The sequence below is a fragment of the Pilosibacter sp. NGB245 genome, assembly GCF_057397225.1.
Genome location: NZ_CM171584.1, coordinates 1030267 through 1056419 on the forward strand (window position 1 = coordinate 1030267; position 26153 = coordinate 1056419).

27 protein-coding genes are annotated in these 26153 nt (G+C 50.7%); 22 read left to right on the forward strand and 5 right to left on the reverse strand.

All coding sequences use genetic code 11. From position 1 onward, the window contains the following. Positions 1-131: 131 nt before the first annotated feature. Positions 132-752: a hypothetical protein gene (locus ACXMYH_RS04510; RefSeq protein ID WP_118298539.1), complete on the reverse strand. Its 621-nt coding sequence runs from the start codon at positions 750-752 to the stop codon at positions 132-134. Positions 753-1027: 275 nt separating this feature from the next. On the opposite strand from ACXMYH_RS04510, the gene ACXMYH_RS04515 reads away from it, so the two are divergent. The 4 genes from ACXMYH_RS04515 (at position 1028) to ACXMYH_RS04530 (ending at position 5668) form a co-directional block, all read left to right on the forward strand. Then, positions 1028-1561, forward strand: a complete 534-nt coding sequence (locus tag ACXMYH_RS04515) for a dihydrofolate reductase (protein ID WP_118529390.1) — start codon at positions 1028-1030, stop codon at positions 1559-1561. Between the two features lie 230 nt (positions 1562-1791). Then, positions 1792-2679 (forward strand): sulfide/dihydroorotate dehydrogenase-like FAD/NAD-binding protein, encoded by an 888-nt coding sequence (locus ACXMYH_RS04520; protein WP_118529391.1) that lies wholly within the window; start codon positions 1792-1794, stop codon positions 2677-2679. A 22-nt stretch (positions 2680-2701) separates the two neighbouring features. Continuing rightward, entirely contained in the window at positions 2702-4096 is a 1395-nt protein-coding gene (gene gltA / locus ACXMYH_RS04525; protein WP_142411048.1) for an NADPH-dependent glutamate synthase, read from the forward strand. Between the two features lie 189 nt (positions 4097-4285). After that, the gene (locus ACXMYH_RS04530) at positions 4286-5668 is read left to right on the forward strand and encodes an MATE family efflux transporter (RefSeq protein ID WP_486555600.1); all 1383 of its coding nucleotides are present in this window, start codon (positions 4286-4288) and stop codon (positions 5666-5668) included. Positions 5669-5935: 267 nt separating this feature from the next. Here the strand turns inward: ACXMYH_RS04530 and ACXMYH_RS04535 are convergent, their stop codons facing one another. Both ACXMYH_RS04535 and ACXMYH_RS04540 read right to left on the reverse strand, forming a co-directional pair. Continuing rightward, positions 5936-6955 (reverse strand): GGGtGRT protein, encoded by a 1020-nt coding sequence (locus ACXMYH_RS04535; protein WP_486555601.1) that lies wholly within the window; start codon positions 6953-6955, stop codon positions 5936-5938. Positions 6956-6974: 19 nt separating this feature from the next. Further along, on the reverse strand, positions 6975-7667 hold the full coding sequence (locus tag ACXMYH_RS04540; RefSeq protein ID WP_118298532.1) for an iron-sulfur cluster assembly scaffold protein: 693 nt from the start codon (positions 7665-7667) through the stop codon (positions 6975-6977). A 407-nt stretch (positions 7668-8074) separates the two neighbouring features. On the opposite strand from ACXMYH_RS04540, the gene ACXMYH_RS04545 reads away from it, so the two are divergent. Both ACXMYH_RS04545 and ACXMYH_RS04550 read left to right on the forward strand, forming a co-directional pair. Continuing rightward, positions 8075-8317, forward strand: coding sequence for an acyl carrier protein (locus ACXMYH_RS04545; RefSeq protein WP_182426547.1), 243 nt, complete (start codon positions 8075-8077; stop codon positions 8315-8317). Positions 8318-8398: 81 nt separating this feature from the next. Further along, positions 8399-9052 carry an endonuclease III domain-containing protein gene (locus ACXMYH_RS04550; protein ID WP_118298529.1) on the forward strand — a complete coding sequence of 218 codons (654 nt, stop codon included), beginning with the start codon at positions 8399-8401 and terminating at the stop codon, positions 9050-9052. 157 nt (positions 9053-9209) lie between these two features. On the opposite strand, the gene ACXMYH_RS04555 is transcribed toward ACXMYH_RS04550, so the two are convergent. Then, positions 9210-10055 (reverse strand): D-amino acid aminotransferase, encoded by an 846-nt coding sequence (locus tag ACXMYH_RS04555; RefSeq protein WP_118529482.1) that lies wholly within the window; start codon positions 10053-10055, stop codon positions 9210-9212. A 255-nt stretch (positions 10056-10310) separates the two neighbouring features. Between ACXMYH_RS04555 and ACXMYH_RS04560 the strand changes: the two genes are divergently transcribed. Beyond that, complete coding sequence (locus ACXMYH_RS04560) at positions 10311-11042, forward strand: GTP pyrophosphokinase (RefSeq protein WP_118298527.1); 732 nt, start codon at positions 10311-10313, stop codon at positions 11040-11042. Positions 11043-11136: 94 nt separating this feature from the next. Here the strand turns inward: ACXMYH_RS04560 and ACXMYH_RS04565 are convergent, their stop codons facing one another. Next, complete coding sequence (locus tag ACXMYH_RS04565; protein ID WP_486555602.1) at positions 11137-11997, reverse strand: GNAT family N-acetyltransferase; 861 nt, start codon at positions 11995-11997, stop codon at positions 11137-11139. A 362-nt stretch (positions 11998-12359) separates the two neighbouring features. Between ACXMYH_RS04565 and ACXMYH_RS04570 the strand changes: the two genes are divergently transcribed. From ACXMYH_RS04570 to purN, 15 genes are all read left to right on the forward strand, one after another. Then, a complete protein-coding gene (locus ACXMYH_RS04570; RefSeq protein WP_118529483.1) occupies positions 12360-12719 on the forward strand; it encodes a CidA/LrgA family protein in 360 nt (119 codons plus the stop codon). A 2-nt stretch (positions 12720-12721) separates the two neighbouring features. Then, a complete protein-coding gene (locus tag ACXMYH_RS04575) occupies positions 12722-13396 on the forward strand; it encodes an LrgB family protein (protein ID WP_118298524.1) in 675 nt (224 codons plus the stop codon). Positions 13397-13424: 28 nt separating this feature from the next. Further along, positions 13425-15221, forward strand: coding sequence for an oligoendopeptidase F (pepF, locus tag ACXMYH_RS04580; protein WP_486555603.1), 1797 nt, complete (start codon positions 13425-13427; stop codon positions 15219-15221). A 175-nt stretch (positions 15222-15396) separates the two neighbouring features. After that, a complete protein-coding gene (locus ACXMYH_RS04585; protein WP_486555604.1) occupies positions 15397-16164 on the forward strand; it encodes a nitroreductase family protein in 768 nt (255 codons plus the stop codon). 318 nt (positions 16165-16482) lie between these two features. Then, positions 16483-17400 carry an orotidine-5'-phosphate decarboxylase gene (gene pyrF / locus ACXMYH_RS04590; RefSeq protein ID WP_118298521.1) on the forward strand — a complete coding sequence of 306 codons (918 nt, stop codon included), beginning with the start codon at positions 16483-16485 and terminating at the stop codon, positions 17398-17400. A gap of 135 nt (positions 17401-17535) precedes the next feature. Further along, positions 17536-18369, forward strand: a complete 834-nt coding sequence (locus ACXMYH_RS04595) for a dihydroorotate dehydrogenase electron transfer subunit (RefSeq protein ID WP_118298520.1) — start codon at positions 17536-17538, stop codon at positions 18367-18369. Next, positions 18366-19268, forward strand: coding sequence for a dihydroorotate dehydrogenase (locus tag ACXMYH_RS04600; protein ID WP_118298519.1), 903 nt, complete (start codon positions 18366-18368; stop codon positions 19266-19268). The genes ACXMYH_RS04595 and ACXMYH_RS04600 overlap by 4 nt, the downstream gene beginning before the upstream one ends. Positions 19269-19380: 112 nt before the next feature. Beyond that, positions 19381-20055: an orotate phosphoribosyltransferase gene (gene pyrE, locus ACXMYH_RS04605; protein WP_118298518.1), complete on the forward strand. Its 675-nt coding sequence runs from the start codon at positions 19381-19383 to the stop codon at positions 20053-20055. Between the two features lie 15 nt (positions 20056-20070). Continuing rightward, positions 20071-20220, forward strand: a complete 150-nt coding sequence (locus ACXMYH_RS04610; RefSeq protein ID WP_182426546.1) for a hypothetical protein — start codon at positions 20071-20073, stop codon at positions 20218-20220. 166 nt (positions 20221-20386) lie between these two features. Then, the gene (locus ACXMYH_RS04615) at positions 20387-20854 is read left to right on the forward strand and encodes a VanZ family protein (RefSeq protein ID WP_215703146.1); all 468 of its coding nucleotides are present in this window, start codon (positions 20387-20389) and stop codon (positions 20852-20854) included. Then, positions 20835-21152, forward strand: coding sequence for a calcium:proton exchanger (locus ACXMYH_RS04620; protein ID WP_118529487.1), 318 nt, complete (start codon positions 20835-20837; stop codon positions 21150-21152). The genes ACXMYH_RS04615 and ACXMYH_RS04620 overlap by 20 nt, the downstream gene beginning before the upstream one ends. Before the next feature lie 19 nt (positions 21153-21171). Beyond that, positions 21172-23241, forward strand: a complete 2070-nt coding sequence (locus tag ACXMYH_RS04625) for an aminopeptidase (RefSeq protein WP_486555605.1) — start codon at positions 21172-21174, stop codon at positions 23239-23241. A gap of 551 nt (positions 23242-23792) precedes the next feature. After that, positions 23793-24311, forward strand: coding sequence for a 5-(carboxyamino)imidazole ribonucleotide mutase (gene purE, locus ACXMYH_RS04630; RefSeq protein ID WP_215703148.1), 519 nt, complete (start codon positions 23793-23795; stop codon positions 24309-24311). 222 nt (positions 24312-24533) lie between these two features. After that, positions 24534-25565 (forward strand): phosphoribosylformylglycinamidine cyclo-ligase, encoded by a 1032-nt coding sequence (gene purM, locus ACXMYH_RS04635; protein WP_118298513.1) that lies wholly within the window; start codon positions 24534-24536, stop codon positions 25563-25565. Beyond that, positions 25559-26152, forward strand: coding sequence for a phosphoribosylglycinamide formyltransferase (gene purN, locus ACXMYH_RS04640; RefSeq protein WP_118298512.1), 594 nt, complete (start codon positions 25559-25561; stop codon positions 26150-26152). The genes purM and purN overlap by 7 nt, the downstream gene beginning before the upstream one ends. The last annotated feature ends 1 nt before the right edge of the window (position 26153 follow it).

Below are 26153 nucleotides of genomic sequence, written 5' to 3' on the forward strand. Positions count from 1 at the left end.
ACCGTTGTGGTCGCGGATTTTGCCGATTTGGAATGCGAAGCATCGGCAAAATCCTGTTACAGTACGCGGGCATGGAGTGACCGTGTACTGTAACGAAAAAAGCGCCGGGCAGTCTTTTTATGCAAACTTATTTATTCCGCGATGATCAGCTCTTTCGCATACGGGAGGGATGCGATCCAGTCGCAGAAGGTGTGCCACTCGGTGAGCTTATGATTCTTTCTCGCGTGATAGATGTTCACGAGAGTCTCATAGTTCATCGTGCAGGTGCGCATCTGGTTGTAGCTGGACGGGAGGAGCTGGATCATATCGTACCAGTCCTCTTTGTTCTTGCCCTCGTTCATGTATTTCAGGCGGATCTGCTCAAGGCGGTCCACAACGGTCTGCATGTAGGCGAGAGTGTCCGGAGTCATATGGTCGTGGCTGAAATCGTCGATGTCGAACGGTTTGGAATGGATCTTGTGCATGGTACTCGTGGAGTTTGCGACGGTCGCCACTTTGTAGGTATCATATTCCTTCCACCAGTAGAGCGGAGCTGTAATGTCCACGGAGACGAAGATCTGGCGGATGAATTTGCGGTGGTCGCTTCCGGCCATGCGGAGACGTTTCGCAAGATCGATGTCATTCGGGCCGAAGACGAAATTTCCATCCTCATCGTAGCTGCTGTCCATGCGTGCCCAGCTGTTCATCGGGTTTCTTGCGCCGCGCATGGCGTTCTCGAAATTCATGACGCTTGTGCGTTCAAATTTTATCATAATGGGTGTTCTCCTTCATAAAAAAGTCTGGCGGAAGAGAAAGCAGCGGAAGGATTTTCCAACCGTCTGTCCTGCGCCGGATGCTTTCCCTATTATAACGGGTTTTGTGGGAGGATACAAGATGAAAATTAGGAGGATCACATGCTTTTGGGGCTGTTCTTCTGGGCAGATCGGGAATGCGGATATGACAGCTTGCGATTCAGGCGTCTTTTCGCTATAATAGGGAAAAAAGAAAGAAGAGTGGCTTTGCCATCAATATAAAGGAGGAAACAGCCATGAATATCATTGCGGCGGTGGATAAACACTGGGCGATCGGAAACAGGGGGAAACTTCTGGTGACGATCCCGGATGACCAGAAGCTTTTCCGTGAGGAGACAAAAGGAAAAGTGATCGTCATGGGAAGAAAGACGCTGGAAAGTCTTCCGGGCGGGCAGCCGTTAGCGGGGAGAGTCAATGTCGTTCTCACGAGAGACGAGTCTTACAGGGCAAAGGGGTGTGAGATCTTTCATGATCTCTCTTCAGCCATGGAATATTTAAAACAGTTTGCGTCGGAGAATATCTACATTATCGGCGGCGCGGAGATCTACAGGGCGTTCCTGCCGTACTGCGACACGGCCCACATCACATGGATCGACTACGAGTACATGGCGGATACATGGTTCCCGGATCTCGACAAAGATCCGGACTGGGAAGTGACGGCGGACAGCGATGAGCAGACGTATTTCGACCTTTGCTATGAATTCCGGCGGTATGAGCGCACGGGAAAGAAGGCTCTGGCACTGGGAGAAAAAACAGATTCTTTGCTGTGACGCATAAAAGTGATACAGAAATGCAGAAAAAACGCAAAACCGGAAGAATCGATGTTGCGTATCTGACTAAAAAATGTTACACTGAACTCAGTGTGTGTCAGTGACTTTGCAGACCCAGCTCCGATGGAGGGCGGGAGAATGATCTGAAAAGTTCTGTGTTGCAATCTGATTTCAGCTGCCGGAAAAGTCTTTTCGGCGGAACATGTTTGAGAAAACAGGAGGTATGGGATATGTATCCTATTTTAGAGGCAAAAAAGCTTGCGGATAAGATCTATCTGATGGTCGTAAAAGCTCCGAGAATTTCCGCAAACTGCAAACCTGGTGAGTTTGTGATCGTAAAGATCGATGAGAAAGGCGAGCGTATTCCGCTTACGATCTGCGATTATGACCGCGAGAAGGAGACGATCACGATCGTATTCCAGACAGTCGGTGCGTCCACAGAGCGTATGTCCACATTACAGGTCGGAGATTCCTTCCGTGATGTTGTCGGACCGCTCGGAAACCCGTCTGATTTCGTAAAAGAAGACATCGAAGAATTAAAGAAGAAAAAATATCTGTTCGTTGCGGGCGGTGTCGGAACAGCTCCGGTATATCCGCAGGTAAAATGGTTAAAAGAACATGGGATCGACGCTGACGTCATCATGGGATCCAAGACAAAAGATCTCCTGATCCTCGAGGACGAGATGAAGGCGGTTGCCGGAAACCTCTATGTGACGACCGATGACGGTTCCTACGGACATAAAGGAATGGTTACCGAGGTCATCAAAGAACTCGTAAATGAGCAGGGAAAGAAATATGACGTCTGTGTTGCGATCGGACCGATGATCATGATGAAATTCGTATGTCTCCTGACAAAGGAGCTTGAGATCCCGACAGTCGTAAGCTTAAACCCGATCATGGTAGACGGAACCGGAATGTGCGGTGCATGCCGTGTGACGGTTGACGGAAAGGTAAAATTTGCCTGTGTTGACGGACCGGAATTTGACGGACATGCCGTAAACTTTGATGAGGCAATGAAACGCCAGCAGATGTACAAGACAGAAGAAGGCCGTGCCCTTTTAAAACTCCGTGAGGGCGAAACCCACCACGGCGGATGCGGAAACTGCGGCAACGATTGATCGGTGATATGGAGGAAATGACATGGATGGAATGAAGAAAGTCCCGGTAAGAGAACAGGAGCCGAAGGTTCGCGCAACGAACTTTGAGGAGGTCTGTTACGGATATAATGAGGAAGAGGCTGTCGCTGAGGCGTCCAGATGCTTAAACTGCAAAAACGCGAGATGCGTTCAGGGATGCCCGGTCAAGATCGATATTCCGGCATTTGTAAAAGAAGTAAAAGAAGGAAACTATGCTGAGGCTGCAAAGGTGATCGGAAAATCTTCCGCACTCCCGGCTGTCTGCGGCCGTGTGTGCCCGCAGGAGAGCCAGTGTGAAGGCCAGTGCGTCCGCGGCATCAAGGGCGAGGCTGTTTCCATCGGTAAACTTGAGCGTTTTGTTGCCGACTGGTCCAGAGAGAACGGGATCGTTCCGGAAAAGCCGGAGAAGACAAACGGCATCAAGGTCGCTGTCATCGGTTCTGGCCCGTCCGGACTTACCTGTGCAGGCGATCTCGCGAAACTTGGCTATGAAGTAACGATCTTCGAGGCACTTCACGAGCCGGGCGGAGTTTTAACATACGGAATTCCGGAGTTCCGTCTTCCGAAACAGGGCGTTGTACAGCCGGAGATCGAGAACGTGAAGAAACTCGGCGTTGACATCGAGACAAACGTAATTATCGGCAAGTCTGTAACCGTTGACGAGTTGATGGACGAAGAGGGCTACAAGGCAGTCTTCATCGGTTCCGGTGCCGGTCTTCCGAGATTTATGGGAATCCCGGGCGAGAACGCAAACGGCGTATTCTCCGCAAACGAGTACCTGACAAGAAGCAACCTTATGAAGGCGTTCCGCGACGATTATGACACACCGATCGCTGCTGGTAAGAAAGTTGCTGTTGTCGGCGGTGGAAACGTAGCGATGGACGCAGCGAGAACGGCTCTCCGTCTCGGTGCAGAGGTTCATATCGTATACAGAAGAAGTGAGGCAGAGCTTCCGGCAAGAGCAGAGGAAGTTCACCATGCAAAAGAAGAGGGGATCATCTTCAATCTCTTAACGAACCCGACTGAGATTCTGACCGATGAAAAGGGCTGGGTAAAAGGCATGGTCGTAAGAAAGATGGAACTTGGCGAGCCGGATGCATCCGGAAGACGCCGTCCGGTCGAGATCGAAGGTTCCGATTATACGATCGATGTTGATACGGTCATCATGGCACTCGGTACTTCCCCGAACCCGCTGATCTCCTCCACAACAGGCGGACTTGAGATCAACAAACATAAATGCATCGTTGCGGATGAGTCGAACGGAAAGACTTCCCGTGAGGGCGTATTTGCAGGCGGAGATGCTGTGACAGGTGCTGCTACCGTTATTCTTGCCATGGAGGCAGGAAAAGCAGGAGCGCGCGGAATCCACGAGTATCTGAGCGGTAAGAAAGCTGAATAAAAAGAGTTGTGCCTGACGGAACGCAGATGCGTTCCGAAAGGCACCTGCTTGAGTCATCATGACAGAAAGAGCTGCCGTTGGAAGGGGATTCTTCCGCAGGCGGCTCTTTATACTATCTGGCCCTGGGGCGGCAGGATGGGACAGCCGCACCTTTTGCAGAGTTAATATACGAAACGGAGGAAAAAGAACATGAAGAGCCCCATGACCCAGGAACAACGCTACATAAAAATGACGGAAACCCCGATCTCCCGGCTGATCCCGAGCCTGGCGATCCCGACGATCATCAGTATGCTGGTGACTTCCATCTACAACATGGCGGATACATTTTTCGTGAGCCGGATCGGCACGAGTGCATCGGCGGCCGTCGGCGTGAGTTATTCGTTGATGTCCATGATCCAGGCACTTGGATTTACGCTCGGAATGGGAAGCGGAAACTATCTATCGCGGGTCCTCGGAAGCAGGGATGAGGAAAAAGCAGAGCGGATCGCTTCCACCGGCTTTTATTCCGCGATCCTGATCGGGCTCCTGTTCGCGGTCGTGTGTCTGCCGAATCTTGATGTGCTCGTGAGACTTTTAGGAGCTACGGACACGATCGCTCCTTACGCAAAGGATTATGCAAAGTATATCCTGATCGCGGCCCCGGTCATGACAGGGTCGCTGGCAATGAATAACCTGCTCCGTTTCCAGGGACTGGCTGTCTACGCGATGATCGGGATCACGACCGGAGGCATCTTAAATATGATCCTGGACCCGATCTTTATCTTCGGACTGGATCTCGGGATCTCCGGCGCCGCACTTGCGACTGCACTCAGCCAGTGCATCAGTTTCGGGATCCTGTTTTTCCAGAGTCTTTTGAGAAAGGACTGTGTGCACCTGAAACCGGGAAAAATCACGCTTTCTTTATCCCTCTACGGTGAGATCCTTCACGGCGGGATCCCGTCCCTCTGCCGCCAGGGGATCGCGAGTATTGCGACTGCTGCGCTGAACCTTGCGGCAAACCCATTTGGGGATGCGGCGATCGCGGCTCTCTCCATCGTGAGCAGGTATATGATGTTCATCGGCTCCGCCATGATCGGATTCGGACAGGGATTCCAGCCGGTCTGCGGCTTCAATTTCGGTGCGAAGCGGTATGACAGAGTCCTGGAGTCCTTCTGGTTCTGTGTGAAGGTCTCGGTTGTCTTTCTGGCAGTTCTTGCAGTCGGAAGTTTTGTCGGTGCGCCGCAGATCATGCGTGCATTCCGGAAAGAGGACCTCGATGTGATCGAGATCGGGACCTGGGCGATGCGGTTCCAGTGCGTCACCCTGCCGCTGTCCGCCTGGATCGTCATGTCCAACATGATGACCCAGACGATCGGATACGGGTTCCGCGCATCACTTGTCGCGTCCGGCCGCCAGGGACTTTTCCTGATCCCGGCGCTCTTCATCCTTCCGTCCGCATTCGGGATCCGCGGACTGCAGTTATGCCAGGCGGTCGCAGATGCGCTGACATTTGTCCTGGGCGTGGTGATCGTTCTTGGAATTTTGAGGGAACTGAAGGAAAAGCAGAGGGAAGAAGTGCAGATGCAGCAGTAAAGGAATCCCGGACGAGGCGCAATTGCTGCTTCAAAAAGATGGAAATTTCTGAACCGGAGATTCTGCAAGATACGGTTGAGCGTGAAGTTTTTGATGATGTCAACAAGTGAAAACACGATTCGCGGTTTTTCCCTTGTTATCGCGACAGTCGCCAAGGTCTCGTGCAAGCGCGGACTTTGGTTCCTTGTTCGCATAAATAGAAAAGCCCGGGGAATTATGATCCCCGGGTTTTTCGTATGACGCTTCGCAAGGAAGCGCCTGATTTTTTTAGAATTTACCTTCATCAGCAGCCTGCTGTACAGAAACAGCAACAGCAACGGTAGCGCCGACCATCGGGTTGTTGCCCATACCGATCAGACCCATCATCTCAACGTGAGCCGGAACGGAGGAGGAACCTGCGAACTGTGCGTCGGAGTGCATACGTCCCATGGTATCTGTCATACCGTAGGAAGCCGGACCTGCTGCCATGTTATCCGGGTGAAGAGTACGGCCTGTGCCGCCGCCGGATGCTACGGAGAAGTACTTCTTGCCTTTCTCTACGCATTCCTTCTTGTATGTACCTGCAACCGGATGCTGGAAACGGGTCGGGTTGGTGGAGTTACCGGTGATGGAAACGTCTACGCCCTCTTTCCACATGATCGCAACGCCCTCTGTTACGTCGTTAGCGCCGTAGCAGTTTACTTTTGCACGCGGGCTCTCCGGATCTGTGGAGTAGCATTTGCGGAAAACTTCCTCAACTTCGCCTGTGTAGTAGTTCATCTTTGTCTCAACATAAGTAAAGCCGTTGATACGGGAGATGATCTGTGCAGCGTCTTTTCCGAGACCGTTTAAGATAACACGGAGCGGTTTTTTACGAACTTTGTTTGCTTTCTCAGCGATACCGATCGCGCCCTCAGCGGCTGCGAAGGACTCGTGACCTGCGAGGAAGCAGAAGCAGTCTGTGTCCTCTTCCAGGAGCATTTTTCCGAGGTTGCCGTGTCCGAGACCAACTTTTCTCTGGTCAGCAACGGAACCCGGGATACAGAAAGCCTGAAGACCTTCACCGATCGCAGCAGCAGCGTCTGCGGCACGGCGGCAGTGCTTCTTGATCGCGATCGCAGCGCCTACTGTGTAAGCCCAGCATGCGTTCTCGAAACAGATCGGCTGGATCTTCTTTACCTGGTCATATACGTTAAGGCCTGCATCCTTTGTGATCTTCTCAGCTTCTTCAATGGATGCGATGCCATAGCTGTTTAAAACGGAATTGATCTTGTCAATTCTTCTCTCATAGGATTCAAATAATGCCATTGTTTTCTTCTCCTTCCAATCATTCCTGACGCGGGTCAATGATCTTCACTGCATCTGCTACGCGGCCGTACTGACCTTTTGCTTTTTCGTAAGCAGTTGTCGGATCGTCGCCTTTTTTGATGAAGTCGGTCATCTTGCCGAGGTTTACGAACTGGTAGCCGATGATCTGGTCATCAGCGTCAAGAGCGATACCGGTAACATAACCTTCTGCCATCTCGAGGTAACGCGGACCTTTCTTTAAAGTACCGTACATCGTACCAACCTGGGAACGAAGACCTTTACCGAGATCCTCAAGACCAGCACCGATCGGAAGACCTTCCTCGGAGAATGCACTCTGGGTTCTTCCGTAAACGATCTGGAGGAAGAGCTCTCTCATTGCTGTATTGATCGCATCACAGACAAGGTCTGTGTTTAATGCTTCAAGAATTGTTCTGCCCGGAAGGATCTCTGCTGCCATAGCTGCGGAGTGAGTCATACCGGAACATCCGATGGTTTCCACAAGAGCCTCCTGAATGATACCTTCCTTTACATTCAGGGTCAGCTTACAGGCACCCTGCTGCGGAGCGCACCAGCCAATACCGTGTGTCAGACCGGAAATATCTTTGATTTCCTTGGACTGTACCCATTTCGCTTCCTCCGGGATCGGAGCTGCGCCATGGTTTACGCCCTGCGCAACCGTGCACATCTGTTCTACTTCATGTGAATAAATCATGTTGAGACTCCTTTCAATATATGGTTTTTAATGCTCGTTAAAAAAATCACATCATACCCGTTCCATTTTCTCACAAAAATGAAGTTTCGTCCATACCTTTTTCCAAAATATTCAGGTTTTGGGAAGGAATTTCAACAGAAAAAAGAACCTCCCCGGGTAGGAATAAGAATGGGATTTCTTATTGCGAAACACATTCTATATAGCGGAAAAACGATGGATCAAACCAATGAAATCCTGTTCATACAGGAGAAGAGAAAAGAGATTGTAAACTCGGGATTTCAGCGTTATACTAAAAGGAACGAAATGTGATCGGGGCGGCGGTCAGATCCTGCCTGGTGCGGGAAACGATCGGCGGCTCATGTAAAAAATAACGAGGTGGATCAATGAACCTTCATGAGGATGCAAAGATGAAAATCGAACGGAAGGAAGAGCAGGAACTGGAAATTCTCGGAGAGATCCTGGAAGCGTATGTCGATACGCCGATCAAAAAGGATGCGTTTCTGATCGGAGATCTTGGTCTCGATTCCTTTCTGATTGTATATTTTATATCGGAAGTAGACGATCGTTTCGGCGCTGCGATCGAGATGCCGGAACATGTGGAGTATATGACGGTCCAGGATGTGCTGGATCAGTTAAACGGGAGAAAGTGACCGGCCAAAAAGGTGTGAAGCCGCAGCCGGATACCGGAAAGCGGCTCGTACAGCAGAACCGGAGGACAGGAGAAAATACATATGGAAAAAACACTGGAAGAGAAAAAAGAACTTGCTGCGAAGGTGATCGCGGCATTAAAAAAAGAGTATCCGGATGCGGACTGCACGCTGGATTACAACGAAGCTTGGAAACTTTTGGTCAGCGTGCGCCTGGCGGCCCAGTGCACGGATGCGAGAGTCAATGTGGTCGTTCAGGATCTCTATAAAAAATTCCCGGATGTGAAATCGCTGGCGGAAGCGGATGTGAACGAGATCGAGGAGATCGTCCGTCCCTGCGGACTCGGGAAGAGCAAGGCGCGCGATATCAGCGCCTGCATGAAGATCCTCTGGGAACAGTATCATGGAAATGTGCCGGATGACTTTGACGCACTCTTAAAACTCCCGGGCGTCGGAAGAAAGAGCGCGAACCTCATCATGGGTGATGTCTTCGGAAAACCGGCGATCGTCACCGATACCCACTGCATCCGCCTGACAAACAGGATTGGTCTCGTGGACGGGATCAAGGACCCGAAAAAAGTTGAGATGGCGCTCTGGAAGATCATTCCGCCGGAGGAAGGAAATGATTTCTGCCACCGCCTCGTGGAACATGGACGGGCTGTCTGCACTGCGCGAACAAAGCCGTACTGTGACAGGTGCTGCCTGGCGGAGTTCTGCGAGAAGAACGGGGTAGAGTAAAGAAGGTCTGAACTGCCATGAATCCGAACGGAACTATCGGTGGCAGATCGTGTAAATGAATATAAAGAAAGGTCAGAATGGAAAGGCGTCCATTCTGACCTTTTTGGTATCAGGATTCGTTTTTGCGATCGTGCAGTGGGAAATCAGGAACTCTGACCTAGTTTGCCGTCTCGTTCTCAAATTTCTCCATGTATTTTTCCTGAATCAGCTTTACGAGTTCCGGAGCTTTTCCGCCGATCGGAGTTCCGTTCATCTCGCAAGCCGGAGAGCAGAATTTTGTGGAGCTGGAGACGATGATCTCATCGGCATCCATGAGTTCCGCCATTGTGAACGGTGTCTCATCGACCGGGATCCCGTTGTCTTTGCAGATCTGGATGATGTGCATTCTTGTGATGCCCGGGAGGATGTAGTGGTCGGTCGGGTGAGTCTTGAAGATCCCGTCTTTGATGATGGAGACATTGCTGTGGGCGCACTCGGTGACAACATCGCCGCGGTGGAAGACGCATTCCCCGCATCCCATGGACTCGGCTTTCTCAGCAGCCATAACGTTCACAAGGAGGTTTAAGGTCTTGATGTTGCAGTGAAGGAACCGGGTATCCTCAACATCGGTGAGCTTCAGGCGTTTGCTGGAATCTGCCGGTTTTCCCGGTTTCATAAAGATCCAGAGATTCGGCTTTGTGCCTTTTTCCGGGAACTGGTGCTGGCGGATGCCGGTTCCGCGGGTCATCTGCCAGTAGATGAAGATATCGCTGTCGTCCATCTTCGCGAGCATGTCATAGAGGATCGCGGTCAGTTCTTCCCGTGTATAAGGAATCTCGATCCTGAGAAGGCCCGCACTGTTGAAAAAGCGGTCGAGATGTTCTTTTAAGGCGAAGATCTTTCCGTTTCTTGCAAGTGTTGCTTCATATACACCGTCCCCGAAGTAGCAGGCACGGTCATTCATCGGCACGGTCATCTCCTCGAGAGGACCGAATTTCCCATTGTAATATCCAAGTGTTTTCATAATGATTTCCTCCTGAATTCAAGTGGTTGCGGCACAAGGGCAGGGCTTGTTCCCTTTGTGGTATCATAGCATGAAACGCGGGCGTTGTAAAGAATATGGGGTGAACAGGGTTGTGGAAACTTCATAAAAAGTTCGGAAATCTTTCGTTGTAATATGGCATATTTTCCGGTATAATAGGAATGATCATGAAAAGAAACCACCTGTGCAGAAATGGGTGGCGAGCATAATATTGAAGGAAAGTGCAGGAAATTACCAATGAACATCAGTATGAACCCAAATGGTGAACTGTACCAGTCGGCTGTCAACGCGCCGGGAGCGATCGATATCCCGGAGAGCTTTTTAAATGAGGCACGTCAGTTCCGGGAGTTAAATATGCGCTACGCATGCGCGATCCGGGAAGTGAAGACAAAATTGGAAGTATTGAACGACGATCTCGCAGTTCGGAATCAGAGAAACCCGATCCAGATGATCAAATCCCGAGTGAAAAAGCCGGAGAGCATCATCGAAAAACTCCACAGAAGAGGATTCCCGATCTCCGTAGAGTCGGTGCGGGAAAATCTCTACGATGTGGCGGGAATCCGCGTGATCTGTTCGTTTGTGGATGATATCTATACCGTCGCCGAGATGCTGGCGCGGCAGGATGATATCAACGTTCTCATGGTAAAAGACTATATCCGCTGCCCGAAGGTCAACGGATACCGCAGCTACCATATGATCATCGAAGTTCCGGTATTTTTCTCCGACCGGAGGGAAAACATGCGCGTGGAGGTCCAGATCCGGACGATCGCGATGGACTTTTGGGCGAGTCTGGATCATCAGATGAAGTATAAGAAGGATGTGGAAGATGCGAGTGAGATCAGCGATGAACTGAAAGAGTGTGCAGAGGTGATCGCACAGACGGATCTTAAAATGCTGGCGCTCCGCCGGAAAATCGAAGATCGTGAGAGCAGGGAAAATCCCCTCAAGTTTGATAAAGATCTGCCGTAGGCCGAAAAGAACAGCCGGCAGCAGATGCAAAAAAGAGAAGAGTGGGCAGACGACAAAAGAAAGCTGAGGAAAAAGCTGTTTGTCGAATGCGTCCTTAATAGAGATAGCAGCACAGGGTTTCGGTGATCCGGAACCCTGTTTTTTTGTACAGGGTAAGAGCCGGAGTGTTATTTCCGGCAACCTGAAGGAGGACCGGACGTTTATGATCACCAGAAGCACCGGTGCGGGATGAAACCGCGACCGGGGTGTCGGAAACAGTCCGACCGGTGTAAAGATCCGTCAGGAGATTTTCGGTGTCTGAAAACAGTCCTACAAGGACAGTCTGTAAAAATGAGGTTCCGTATCCTTTTCCACGCTGCGATCTTTCCACTTCAAAACCGTAGAGATAGTAGTGGGACGGGAAGACAGAAAAATTTACGATGGCATGTCCGGATCGAAAACAGAGTGTCAGGGTCCCGTCGATATCCAGAGTTTCGAGCTGAACATCGGTGAGAAAGCCGGATGGTGCAGCCGCAGATTCCGCATGGTCAGTTCGCCGGACAGCAGTAGAAAAATCCTCCGGCAGCAGCTCCATCATATGTTCCTCAGAGTCCTGTTCCGCTCCGATCGCCTCAAGGACAGCGGCAGTGTTCCGGTCTTTCTGATCCACATAGAAGAGCAGTTCGGAATCCTCTGGAAGTTCCTGGATCCCCTGATCCAGAAGCGCAGAGAAGAGTCCCTGACCGCGGAATTCCGGATCTGTAAAGGCGGAGCACTCAAACAGAAGGTCATCCACCGGAACAAAAGCGATGGCGGAGACGATGCGCCCGTCGTATTCAGAAAAAAGAAACAGGGATGCATCCTCAAAAGGGAAAGAGAGCGAGGTGTGATCGTGAGCTGTGCATGTATTTACCATGGTTTGGATCTGGTCTTTCCGGAAAGAATCTAAAGAAGAGACGCAGTATGATTTCATCATAAACCTCCTGTAACTAAGTGGAAAAATCGGTGAAAAACATTCCCTTTCAGGAACAAAGTATGTGGATCCGGCGGGAGTTTTATTTGCCGGGGATAAAAATGCAGAAGTGAAATGCGGAAGAGAGACAAATTTCGCACCATAGAATCACTGCCGCCATCGTGTTCAGATGAAGATAAGTATATACAGAAAAATACTTCAATTCAAGGAATTTTCCGTGTTTTTTTCTATTGCCGCCATGCAAAAGGGGTGATAAAATGGTTCCTAGTCTCAAAAATGGTTGGACCATTTTATACTGTCTCTCCGCAAGTCTGCGAAGATCGCAGAAAACAGAGACAGAATTTGACAACAGGAGGAAAACAAAAATGAAGTACGTGAAAGAAATTGTGATCATTTTCGGGATCACGATGGTGGGGGAACTCTTGAATATGTTCATTCCGCTGCCGGTTCCCGCCGGAGTGTATGGACTGTTCATTCTTCTCGGCGGTTTATGCACGAAAGTGATCTCCCTTTCCGATGTGGAAGTGACGGGAAACCTGCTTCTGGATCTGATGCCGGTCATGTTTATTCCGGCCGCTGTCGGGATCATCGATAAGATCGAAGAGTTAAAAGCCATTATGATCCCGATGCTCATCATCACCTTTGTGACCACTTTCATCGTCATGACCATCACCGGCAAGACGGCAGAGTGGATCATCAAGAGACAGAAAAAGAGGGAGAAATAGAAATGTCATTGTACTTTGGAGTATTTATCAGTCTGTTCGCATACCTGATCGGTATGAAGTTAAAGAAAAAATTCGGATGGCCAGTGTTAAACCCGCTGCTCGTCGCGATCATCCTTGTGATCGCATTCTTAAAAGCGACCGGGATCAGCTATACCGATTACAACACAGGTGCATCCTATATCAGTTATTTTTTGACACCGTCAACGGTTTGTCTTGCAATTCCACTGTATAAGCAGTTAGAATTATTAAAGAAGAACCTGACAGCAGTCGCAGCAGCGATCACAGCCGGAGTCATCGGAAGTGTCGTCAGCGTCTATGTGATGTCCATGATCTTCCGTCTGGAACATGTCCACTATGTTTCCCTGCTTCCGAAGTCCATCACGACAGCGATCGGAATGGGAGTATCGGAGGAAGCCGGCGGGATCGTGACGATGACGATCGTCAGCATCATCCTGACGGGAATCCTCGGTAATATCGTTGCAGATGGCTGGTTTAAGCTTGTCGGCATCAAGGAACCGATCGCGAAAGGACTGGCACTCGGAACTTCCGCGCATGCGATCGGAACCGCAAAGGCGCTGGAGCTCGGTGAGGTAGAAGGTGCGATGAGCAGCCTGTCGATCGCAGTAGCAGGTCTTATGACGGTCGTTGCAGTGCCGATCATGTCAGGATTGCTCTAAAATAAAAAGTGCAAAAGGAGAGAAAACCATGGCTGAGAGAGTAAAGAAACGTTCAGAGATCAGAGAACAGGATACCTGGAAACTGGAGGACATGATCGCATCGCCGGAGAAGTTTGAAGAACTTGCGGACGGAGTGGAAGAGCGGATCCCGGGGTATGAGACATACCGGGGAGAACTCGGAAGTTCGGCAGATCTGCTTAAAAGTTACCTGGAATTTGATGAATCGATGGATGAGACGATCTCTCTCCTCTATGCGTATGCGATGCAGAAACGCGATCAGGATACCTCTGTCAGCGAGAATCAGGCACTGGTGTCCAGAGTCCAGTCTCTTGCGGTAAAAGCAATGGCTGCTTCGTCCTTCGCCCAGCCGGAGATCCTGGAGATCCCGGATGAGACGATGAACGGATTCCTGGAAACGGATGAGTTAAAGGCGTATAAACTCCAGATCGAACGTCTGCTCGCGAAAAAACCGCATATGCTTTCAGAGAAGGAGGAAGCAATCTTAGCGTCTGCTTCCGAGATCGCGCACACTCCGTCATCGGTATTCTCCTTATTTAATAATGCAGATTTGAAATTTGACCCGGTTGAGGACGAGAACGGGGAACTCGTTGAGGTGACCCACGCGAGATACGGGAAACTTATCGAGAGCAAAAAGCGGAGTGTCAGAGAGGCGGCTTTCCATTCCCTCTACAAAGGATACCGCCAGTTTGCGAACACGATCGCGGCAACCTACGAGGGAAATGTCAAGCAGGGAAATTTCTATGCGAGAATGCGTCAGTATCCGTCGGCAAGAGCCATGTACCTTGCGGAAAACGAGATCCCGGAGCGTGTTTACGATAACCTCCTGGAATCAGTCCATGATGCGCTCCCGCTGCTGCACCGGTATATGGGATTCCGGAAAAAATGCCTGGACCTTCCGGAGCTGCACATGTATGATCTCTACGTGCCGCTCACGGATGAGTATGAGAAAACGTACTCCTACAAAGAGGCACAGGAACTGATCCTGAAGGCATTAAAACCTCTCGGAGAGGAATATTTAAACCTCTTAAAGAATGGTTTCGGGAACCGCTGGATCGATGTCTATGAAAATGAGGGAAAGCGGAGCGGCGCCTACTCGAACTGCGTTTACGGCGTGCATCCGTACGTGCTGATGAGCTTTGACGGAACGCTGGATTCCGTCCTCACCCTGGCGCATGAGATGGGACATTCGATCCACTCCTGGTACTCCAATGCCAGTCAGACCTACACGTATGCCGGATATAAGATCTTTGTGGCGGAGGTTGCATCGACCTGCAATGAGATCCTGGTCTTAAATTACATGATCAATGAGACGAATGACAGGAAGGAGAAGTTTTACCTCATTAACCAGCTCGCCGAGCGGTTCCGCACAACGCTGTTCCGCCAGGCGATGTTCGCGGAATTTGAGGCAGAGACCTACCGGCTTTCCTGGAGCGGGACTCCTCTCACAAAAGATTTGCTCTGCAGTCTTTACCATGAGCTGAATTCGGAGTATTATGGAGAAGAGACTGTGATCGATGAGGATATTGATCATGAGTGGGAACGGATCCCACACTTCTACATGCAGTTTTATGTCTACCAGTACGCGACAGGATTTTCCGCGGCGATGGCGATCGCAAGGCGGATCCTTTCTGGGGACGAAAAGACAAAAGAAGGTTATTTCCGGTTCTTAAAGGGCGGATGCTCAAAGACGCCGGTGGAGCTTTTAAAGTTAGTCGGGCTTGACATGGAAAAGCCGGATGTCGTCAATGAGGCGATGAAGGTGTTTGAAGGACTCATCAAAGAGTTGGAAGGTTCCTTTTCATGAACGGAAATTTTCTGAACTGAAGATTCCGTGTGATCAGCTGCGGGGCGGATCTTGTCAGACCGTCTTCCGGACTGAATTGGTGAGGAGCGGACCGGAGTGGATGGAAAAAAGGAATTGACAGTTTTGCCGGATATGGCGATCGATCATCCGGCATGAGGGGAAGAGGCGAGCGGTTATGAGTATTTATGAGGCGATTTTTAACAGATGTTCGGTCCGCGAGTATGAGATGGAGAAACTTGCACCGGGACGGCTGGAGGCGCTGGAGCGGTATCTGGAGAATATCGCGCTCCTCGATGAGGAGAAAACGGTAAAATTTGAGATCATAGACAATTCAGACGGAAAGCAGAAGATCCATGGCCTCTGGAAGGTCGAGGCGCCGTACTATCTTGCCGTCTACTGCGGGGATGACCAGCTGTCTGTGCGGAATGCCGGATATGCGGCTGAACAGGCAGTCCTTTACCTCACATCAAAGGAACTCGGAACCTGTTATCTCGGGGCGACGAAGGCCGGAGAGGAGAAAAAAGACGGTCTGAAACGTTTCCTCGTGATCGCGTTCGGACGGGCTGCGGGACGCCCGTCCCGCGATTCCTCCCTGGCTCACCGCGCTTCCCTTGCGGCGCTCTGCGCGTTCAAGGACGAACCGGGGGAGCAGGTGAAGGCGATCCTGCGTGCCGCGAGACTCGCTCCGTCCTCATTCAATTCCCAGCCATGGCGCTTTGTCGTCTATTCGGACCGGATCTATATCTTTGCGAAAAAAACACTCCCGTTTTCCGGAAAAGAAAAGCGCGCCTTTAAGGAATTCAACATCGGCATCATGCTCGCCCACATCATGCTGGCCGCCGAGGAGCTCTGGATGAACATGGAGACCCAGGTGGAAGACCAGTTCGCGAAGAAAGATTACAAGAACGGGGAATACGTCTGTACGATCGTGTTCCACAGTTGATAAAAGTATAAAAACAGAGAACGGCAGCTGGCGTGGGTACCAGGTGCCTAAGATGCGCACTCGCGCGAAGATGAAGGTTGTCGCAGGCGACCGCGCTCGGCGCGAGAATGTGCCGAGGCACATTCCATTTTGTTTAGCAGATGAATTGAACATCATAACGATGCAGAAAAAGACTTCTGTCACAATATTTGAAAAATCTTTGCAAAATGCGGAAATTTTTTCAGAACCTATATTTTTACTTGAAACAGAAAAACTCTTATGCTAAAATTGGTAAGAATAAGGTGTTTTAGAAACGTAACTACATCGGAGGAGGAAACTATGATCAGTCAGCTCATACAGAAGATTCAGAAGACAAAGGCACCGATCTGTGTCGGTCTTGACCCTATGTTAGGTTATATCCCGAACCATATTGTACAGAGAGCATTCAAGGATTTCGGCGAGACCATGGAAGGCGCTGCCGAGGCTGTATGGCAGTTTAATAAAGAAATTATCGATAACACTTATGATTTGATTCCCTCAGTGAAACCGCAGATTGCAATGTATGAGCAGTTTGGCATTGAGGGTCTTAAAATATATGCCCGCACGATCGAGTATTGCCAGAACAAGGGACTCCTTGTGATCGGCGATGTCAAGAGAGGCGATATCGGATCCACTTCCTCCGCGTATGCAGTTGGACATATCGGAAGCGTAAAAGTCGGAAGCAACGTATGCCGTGGCTTCAATACAGACTTCATTACCGTAAATCCGTACCTCGGAACAGACGGCATCAAACCGTTCGTCAATGTCTGCAACGATGAAGACAGAGGACTTTTTGTTCTCGTTAAAACCTCCAACCCGTCCAGCGGTGAGTTCCAGGACCGTCTTGTAGACGGAAGACCTCTCTATGAGTTAGTCGCTGAGAAGGTCGTTGAGTGGGGCGAAGCGAGCATGGACGGCGATTACAGCAACGTCGGTGCGGTTGTCGGCGCTACTTATCCGGAGATGAGCAAGATCTTAAGAAAGCTCATGCCGAAGACTTATTTCCTGGTACCGGGTTACGGTGCACAGGGCGGTACTGCGAAAGACTTAATGCACTGCTTTAACGAAGATGGACTCGGAGCTGTTGTAAACTCCTCCCGTGGTATCATCGCAGCTTATAAGCAGGAGAAATATGCGAAATTCGGTCCGGAGCACTTTGCAGAGGCATCCAGACAGGCCGTTATCGACATGATCGCAGATATCAATTCTGTATTATAAATGAAAAAACGCAATTGTTCAGAAAAGTATTGTAACCAGAAAAGCTGTACAACTGCGGAATGATCCACATTGAAAAAATAATCATCAGCCATGGCCATTCGTCCGTGGCTGATGTGTTGTAATAAGGAGGGAACCATGGCACAGAAAAAAGTAAACGCTGTGATCCACAGCCAGGAGAAGCTGGCGGAGGGGATCTACAGCATGTGGCTTGACGCACCGGAGATGGCAGAAGCGGCTGTTCCGGGACAGTTTATCGCTGTTTACACAAATGACCCGTCAAAACTTCTTCCGCGTCCGATCAGTATCTGTGAGGCGGACAAGGAGAATGGAAGACTTCGGATCGTTTACCGCATCGCGGGAGCCGGCACAAAGGAGTTTTCCGAATGCAAGGCAGGCGATACCCTGGATATTATGGGGCCGTTGGGAAATGGATTCCCTTTAAAGAAGAAAAAGGCATTCCTGATCGGCGGAGGGATCGGAATCCCGCCGATGCTGGAACTCGCGAAGAACCTGGACTGCGAAAAGACAGCAGTCATCGGTTACAGAGATCAGGAGACCTTCCTTGCGGACGAGCTTCGCAAATATGCTGATGTTGTGATCGCAACGGAGGACGGAAGCGTCGGAACAAAAGGAAATGTCATCGATGCGATCCGCGCGGAGAAGCTCACCGCGGATATCATCTACGCATGCGGACCGACTCCGATGTTAAAGGCACTGAAAGCCTATGCGATGGAGAACGGGATCGAGTGTTACATTTCCCTGGAAGAGAAGATGGCGTGCGGGATCGGTGCCTGTCTTGGCTGCGTATGCCACAGCAAAGACATCGATGAGCACAGCAACGTGAGAAACAAGAGGATCTGCAAGGACGGTCCGGTCTTCCGCGCCGAAGAGGTAGAGCTCCTGACTCCGGACGAGCAGCGCGAGCGCATCGCCTCCGGCATCATGATCAAAAAGGAGGAACAGGCATGAATACAAAAGTAACACTGGCCGGTGTGGAGTTAAAGAACCCGGTGATGACCTGTTCCGGTACCTTTGGTTCTGGTATGGAATACGGCGAGATGATCGACCTTGACCGTCTCGGAGCTGTTGTGACAAAGGGAATCGCAAATGTTCCGTGGCCGGGAAATCCGACTCCGCGTGTGACGGAAGTTTACGGCGGAATGTTAAATGCGATCGGTCTTCAGGGACCGGGTGTTGATGTTTTCATGAAGCGCGACGTTCCGTTTTTAAGACAGCATGATACAAAGATCATCGTCAATGTCTGCGGAAAGTCCGAGAGCGACTATGTGGACGTTGTGGAGCGCCTTGCGGACGCCGACGTGGACATGCTCGAGATCAACATCTCCTGCCCGAATGTAAAGGAAGGCGGGATCGCATTCGGTCAGGATCCGAAATGCGCGGAGCAGATCACAAAGGCAGTCAAAAAGGTTGCAAAGCAGCCGGTGATCATGAAACTTTCCCCGAACGTGACCGACATCGCGGAGATGGCAAGAGCCGTTGAGGCAGGCGGAGCGGACGTGGTATCCCTGATCAATACGATCACGGGTATGAAGATCGACATCAATAAGCGGACCTTCGCGCTGGCAAACAAGACCGGCGGTATGTCCGGTCCGGCGATCAAACCGGTCGCTGTCCGCATGGTATATCAGGTTGCGAACGCAGTAAAGATCCCGGTAATCGGAATGGGCGGCATCATGACAGCTGAGGACGCGCTGGAGTTCATCCTCGCGGGCGCGACAGCCGTGTCCGTCGGAACCGCGAACTTCATCAACCCGGATACAACGATCCAGGTGATCGAGGGAATTGAGGCATATATGAAGAAGTACGGCGTGGAGGACATCCACGAGCTGATCGGCGCCGTACACTGAACATAAGGATCGCATTCCTGCACGGCAGGGACGCCATCTGACAAAAAGCCGGCAGATAACGATATCGGAAATCTGCGAAACAGTATATTATCTTGAAAGGAATGGATGAAAAATGGAAAAGTACAAGCAGGAATTTATCGAATTCATGGTTGATTGCGGCGTATTAAAATTTGGAGACTTCGTGACAAAGAGCGGAAGAAAGACCCCGTTCTTCGTAAACACAGGATTCTATCGCACAGGCGCTCAGCTTCGCAAGCTCGGCGAGTACTATGCGAAAGCGATCAATGACACATTTGGAACAGACTTCGATGTTCTCTTCGGACCGGCTTACAAGGGAATCCCGCTGACTGTTGCGACCAGCATGGCGATCAACGAGCACTTCGGCGCAGACATCAAATACTGCTCCAACAGAAAAGAAGTAAAAGATCACGGCGACAAGGGAATCCTTCTTGGCAGCCCGATCGCTGACGGTGACAAGGTTGTGATCATCGAGGATGTAACAACAGCAGGTACTTCCATCGAGGAGACTCTTCCGATCATCAAGGCACAGGGCGATGTCGATGTTCTCGGTCTTGTTGTCTCTGTTGACCGCTGCGAGAGAGGAAAAGGCGAGAAATCCGCACTCACAGAGATCCAGGAGAAATACGGTTTCCGCACAACAGCGATCGTAACCATGAAGGAAGTCGTTGAGCACCTTTACAATAAGGAGTACAAGGGAAAAGTGATCATCGACGATACATTAAAAGCAGCGATCGACGCATACTATGAGCAGTATGGTGTAAAATAATAAAGGAGCGGTTCTATGGAAAAGATTTATAAGACCATGAGAAACACAGGCGCAGCGAGCATCGCGGTCGGAATCATCGTTGCATCTGTCGGACTTGCTGCCGGGATCATCGCGATCGTGAACGGCGCACTGCTTCTTAAGAGAAAATCAGATATTACTTTCTAAAAAATTGATTTCAGGGAAAGATGATGCAGCGGGAGATGCGGCTGAAATGGCGGCATCTCCTTTCCTGCTTTTCTCCCGTAAGGTCCGGTTCTGCAAGAAATGCGAAAAGAATGCGGGAAAGCACCTGCCCGGGAACGGGAGAAAATAAAAATGGAGAAGTTTGAAGATGAAAAAACACAGACATCGGATTCTTGGGGCGGTCATTTTCGTCCTGTATCTGGTTCTGCTGACATATTTCCTGTTTTTCGCCGAAGAAATGGGGCGCAGCCCCGACGCAAGGGCCGAATATTCCTACAACCTGACCCTTTTTAAAGAGATTCGGCGTTTTATTTTATACAGGGACATTCTTGGCTGGCGCGCGGTATTTTTAAATATTTTCGGCAACGTGCTGGCGTTTATGCCGTTTGGCTTTTTTTTGCCGGTCATCTGGGAGCGGACGAGACACTGGTATATCACCGTGATCTTAAGCTTTGCCATGAGTCTCACCGTGGAAACGATGCAGCTCGTCGGCAAGGTTGGAAGTTTCGATGTGGATGATCTGCTCTTAAATACCATCGGCGGTTTTGTCGGGTATATTATTTTTGCCCTTGCGAAAGGCGTGTGGGAGAGATACAGTGGAACGAATCGGAAATAAAGTATCGTATATAAAAAAGCCGCTGGCAAAAAACAGTTTTGTGGCGGCGGGACTTGTGGCGGCGGCGCTTCTTTTTTACGCCGCTGCCATCGGTTTTTCCTATCACACCCAGGGGAATGCGCCGCTTGCGGCAGCAGCTCTGGGTTTTTGCAGTATTATCACTGCGGTATCATCGGTGGTCTACGGGATCTTCGCGATGATGGAGAAGGAGAAAAATTACATTCTGGCGAAGATCTGTCTCGCGGCGGCGGGGATCCTGCTGCTCGTGTGGGCACTGATGATCGTATTTGCTCTGTAATGAAATGGAGGCATGAGACATGGAACAAGATCTGATCAGAGAGCGCTATGACCTTTCCATGGCGCGGATCCGGGATTTTCTGACGGAAGAGACAGTACCGGAAGTTTACCGGGATTATTTTAAAAAGGTGACGGAGCTCATCATTCAGTGCGGCGAAGTCCTGAAGGCAAAGAAAGACGGAAGTCTTGACAAGATGACTCTGGAAGAGGGGAGAGCCTTAAATCAGAAGCTCTATGCGGACGTTCTCCCGGGAGCTTATGAGACAAGTTATGCGAATCCGGCTTATGCTGTGCAGACGCTCGGAGAGGAGTATGGAAAGCTTCTTTCTTATCTCTATGCGGAGATCCGTGCGGACATCGTCTATGCATTTGAGGGGCGTGTTCTCGATCTCGTGATCGGAAACGAGGCGCTGATCGAGATCTACAACCTGTTTGAGGGCGAGGCGCTTCCGGCGGCGAAGGAGATCAAGGACGTCCTCTACTGGAGTGCGAGCGATTACTGTGATGTGACATTGACTTATCGTGTGCGGGAAGGTGTCGATCCGACGCTTGATTTTGCGAAGAAGATCATCATGGAGAGTGATCTCTCGGATCTTTCTTACCTGTACCGCTTCGGCGAGTATATCTCCCCGGAGGAGGAAAAGATGGCGGCGTTCTTAAACAGCCTGCCGGAGGAAGAGATCAGGAAGATGGCGGATACCTATACAGACGGATATATCCGCGGGTTTGAGGTCATGGGACGTGATCTCGCAAAGAAGGAAACGGCGGCAATCCGGTATCCGGTCGGAATGGAGCGTATGGTTCGCCAGGCGGTGAAGAATTTCGAGGCAGCAGGTCTTTCTGTGATCTTCCCGCGAGGTGCGGTCGGCAGCATCAACCGGAATCCGGCGGGGCGCGGCGGCTATACATCGTCTTCCCCGAACAGACAGTACGACTATGATCACCGGTATGACAGCGCGGTCTACATGGACAAGGCGTTCCGTGACCGGAAGATCGGCGTTTTGAAGACGGCGTATGAACAGTATAAGAAGGAGGCGGCTGTCTATGCGGGACCGGCGGTCATCGAGACGTTCGGTGAGCCGGGATTTGAGCCGGTGAACAAGCCGGAGGCGTGGGCGTTTACGGAGAAACAGCAGAATCTTTATCTGGAGTACCGGAATCTTTCCATGCCGGTCGTGAACGAGTATATTCCGGGAGATGAGACGAGCTTCACGATCATTGCGTTCCCGGTTCCGGCAATTGGGGAACACTTCACGGAAATATTTAAAGAGACGATCCGAATCAACACTTTGGACTACGAGCTTTACCGCGATATGCAGCAGAAGATCATCGATGTGCTCGATACAGCAGAGTATGTGGAAGTGATCGGAAAAGGTGAGAACCGGACGAACATGCAGGTACGTCTGGCGGCCCTTTCTGATCCGGAAAAGCAGACGAAGTTTGAGAACTGCGTGGCCGATGTGAATATTCCCCTCGGTGAGGTGTTCACTTCACCGAAGCTTGCGGGGACGAACGGAATCTTAAATGTGGGAACGGTCTATATCGGAGATATCCAGTACCGGAATCTTCTGATGGAGTTCAAAGACGGACGTGTGGTTTCTGCAGTCTGCGACAACTTTGCGGAAAATGGAGAGATCGATAAAGAGGCGGGACACCGCCTGATCGTGCAGGGGATCATGAATGGACATGAGATCCTGCCGCTCGGCGAGTTTGCGATCGGAACGAACACGACGGCGTATGCGATGGCGGAGAAGTTCGGGATCCTGGACCGGCTGCCGATCCTGATCGTGGAGAAGATGGGGCCGCATTTTGCGGTCGGTGATACTTGTTACAGCTGGTCGGAGGACAGTCCGATGTATAATCCGGATGGGAAAGAGATGATCGCGCGGGACAATGAGGTTTCGATCTTGCGGAAGGAAGATGTCTCGAAGGCGTATTTCGGAGTGCATACGGATATTACGATCCCATATAAGGAGCTGGAGAGGATTTCGGCTGTGCGTGAGGATGGGACGAAGGTGGATCTGATCCTTGATGGGAGATTTGTGCTGGCGGGTCTGGATGAGTTGAACAGGCCGCTGGGGGAGGAGTAAGGTCGCTTTTTGAGTTGAAATGGGTGCCTTTGGAGGTGCAGGTGAGCTGCATGTTCGGGGGCGCCTTTTTTTGTGTATTGGCGAGGGTACGCGGTGAGCTTCCGGGCTGGAGTGCACAGGGATGCGGGGATGGTTCCTCTAAGCCTGCAGGTGACTGCTAAGGGCGAAAACAAGACGACACAACTCGCTGCGCTCAGACAAGTGTCGTCTTGTTTTCAACGCAGTCACCCGCGGGCTAAGAGGAAGCCAGATCCCCGGATCAAGGCACTCCAGCCCGGAAGCTCACCGCTGGGATGTGGCAGAGATTGCGCTCGTGCGGGGCGCATCGCTGAGAGATGCGGCAGATGTATGCTCGCGTGGGGCGCATCGCTGAGGAGTGGCAGGAATAAGATTGGAGGGACGCTCGTGCGGGGATGTGGCAAAATCTACGATTCCCACTTGACGTGCATGGAAAAACCTTGTATTATGATTGATAAGGAATTATTGTTATTCAAATGCTATATATTAGTGGAACTTATCAATATTTGTTACACTCATAAGGAGAAAAGACAATGGCAAAAGTTGGAATTGTAATGGGCAGTGACTCTGATATGCCGGTTATGGCGCAGGCTGCCGAGGTACTGGAACAGTTTGGGATTGATTTTGAGATGACGATCATTTCCGCACACAGGGAGCCTGATACTTTCTTTGAGTATGCGAAGAGTGCTGAGAGCAGGGGCATGAAGGTGATCATTGCCGGTGCAGGTAAGGCGGCTCATCTTCCGGGAATGTGTGCAGCGATCTTCCCGCTTCCGGTTATCGGAATCCCGATGAAGACTTCTGACCTTGGCGGGGTGGATTCCCTCTATTCGATCGTGCAGATGCCGTCCGGGATCCCGGTTGCAACGGTAGCGATCAACGGCGGAAAGAATGCTGGTATTCTTGCTGCAAAGATCCTTGCGGCTTCGGATGCGGATCTCCTTGAAAAGTTAAAGGCTTATTCTGAGAAGATGAAGACGGAAGTGGAGAGCAAGGCGGAGAAGCTCGACAATATCGGATATAAGGAGTATCTTGCTTCCATGAAGAAGTGATCGGATGATACCACCATCCCAAACCATGAATAAGCAGCCGTTTTGCGCAGGAAAATGAGCAGAGTATGGCTGTTTTAGGAAATTGCAGGAGCACGAAGTGTGGAACAATACGGTATCAGGGGGGCAAAAAATTTTGCACACGATATCATCTGATATAGAAAAATTAAGGAAAGGAAAAGCTATCATACATCTTTTGGATGTCTGCGATAGCCGGGAATACATATGGATTACAAGAAAGCCGGAGTTGATATTGAGGCTGGTTACAAGTCTGTGGAGCTGATGAAAGAGCATGTGAAGAAGACGATGCGTGAGGAAGTTTTAGGTGGTCTTGGAGGATTTTCCGGTGCTTTTTCTCTTGCAAAGATCAAGGATATGGAGGAGCCGGTTCTTCTTTCCGGTACGGACGGATGCGGAACGAAGGTAAAGCTTGCGATGATCATGGACAAGCACGACACGATCGGTATCGATGCAGTTGCGATGTGTGTGAATGATATCGCATGTGCGGGCGGCGAGCCGTTATTCTTCCTGGACTATATTGCATGCGGCAAGAACTATCCGGAGAAGATCGCGGATATCGTCAAGGGTGTTGCGGACGGCTGTCTCCAGTCCGAAGCTGCTCTGATCGGCGGTGAGACTGCGGAGCATCCGGGTCTGATGGCTGAGGATGAGTATGATCTTGCCGGTTTTGCGGTTGGCGTCTGCGATAAGAAGGAGATGATCACAGGTGAGAATCTCCAGCCGGGTGATGTCCTGATCGGAATGGCTTCCACGGGTGTTCATTCCAACGGTTTTTCTCTTGTACGCAAGGTTTTTGAGAAAGAGATGACAAAAGAGGGCTTAAATACCTATTATGATGAGCTTGGAAAGACTCTCGGCGAGACGCTTCTTGCTCCGACAAGGATCTATGTAAAGGCTTTAAAGAACGTAAAGAATGCAGGTGTTACGATCAAGGCGTGCAGCCATATCACAGGCGGCGGCTTCTATGAGAATGTTCCGCGTATGTTAAAGGATGGCGTCCGTGCGGTGATCCACAAGGACAGCTATCTGATCCCGCCGATCTTCCCGATGATGCAGCAGAAGGGTGAGATCGATGAGAAGATCATGTACAACACGTTCAACATGGGAATCGGTATGGTCGTTGCAGTCGCTGAGGAGGATGTCCGTGCGGCGATGGCAGCCATGAAGGCAGCGGGAGATACCCCGTACATCATCGGTTCCATCGAGGCAGGAGAAAAGGGAGTGACCTTATGTTAAGAGTCGGCGTTCTCGTTTCCGGAGGAGGAACAAATCTTCAGGCGATCCTCGATGCGATCGATGCGGGTACGATCCGCAATGCGAAGGTGGAGGTCGTGATCAGCAACAATGCGGGTGCATTTGCCTTAGAACGCGCGAAAAAGCACGGGATCCCGGCAGAATGCCTGTCCCCGAAGGAGTTTGCGTCCAGAGAGGAATTTAATGAGGCGCTTGTCGCGAAGATCGATTCCTACCATCTGGATCTGATCGTGCTGGCCGGATACCTGGTAAAGATCCCGGCGGCCATGATCGAAAAATACAGAAATAAGATCATCAATATCCATCCGTCCCTGATCCCGTCCTTCTGCGGTGTCGGCTTTTACGGACTGAAGGTCCACGAGGCTGCGCTTGCGAGAGGCGTAAAGATCACCGGTGCGACGGTGCATTTTGTGGATGAGGGAATGGATTCCGGTCCGATCATCCTGCAGAAAGCGGTTGAAGTGGAAAAAGGCGATACGCCGGAGGTTCTTCAGCGCCGTGTCATGGAGCAGGCGGAGTGGAAGATCCTTCCGAAGGCGATCGACATGATCGCGAACCACGAGATCTGAT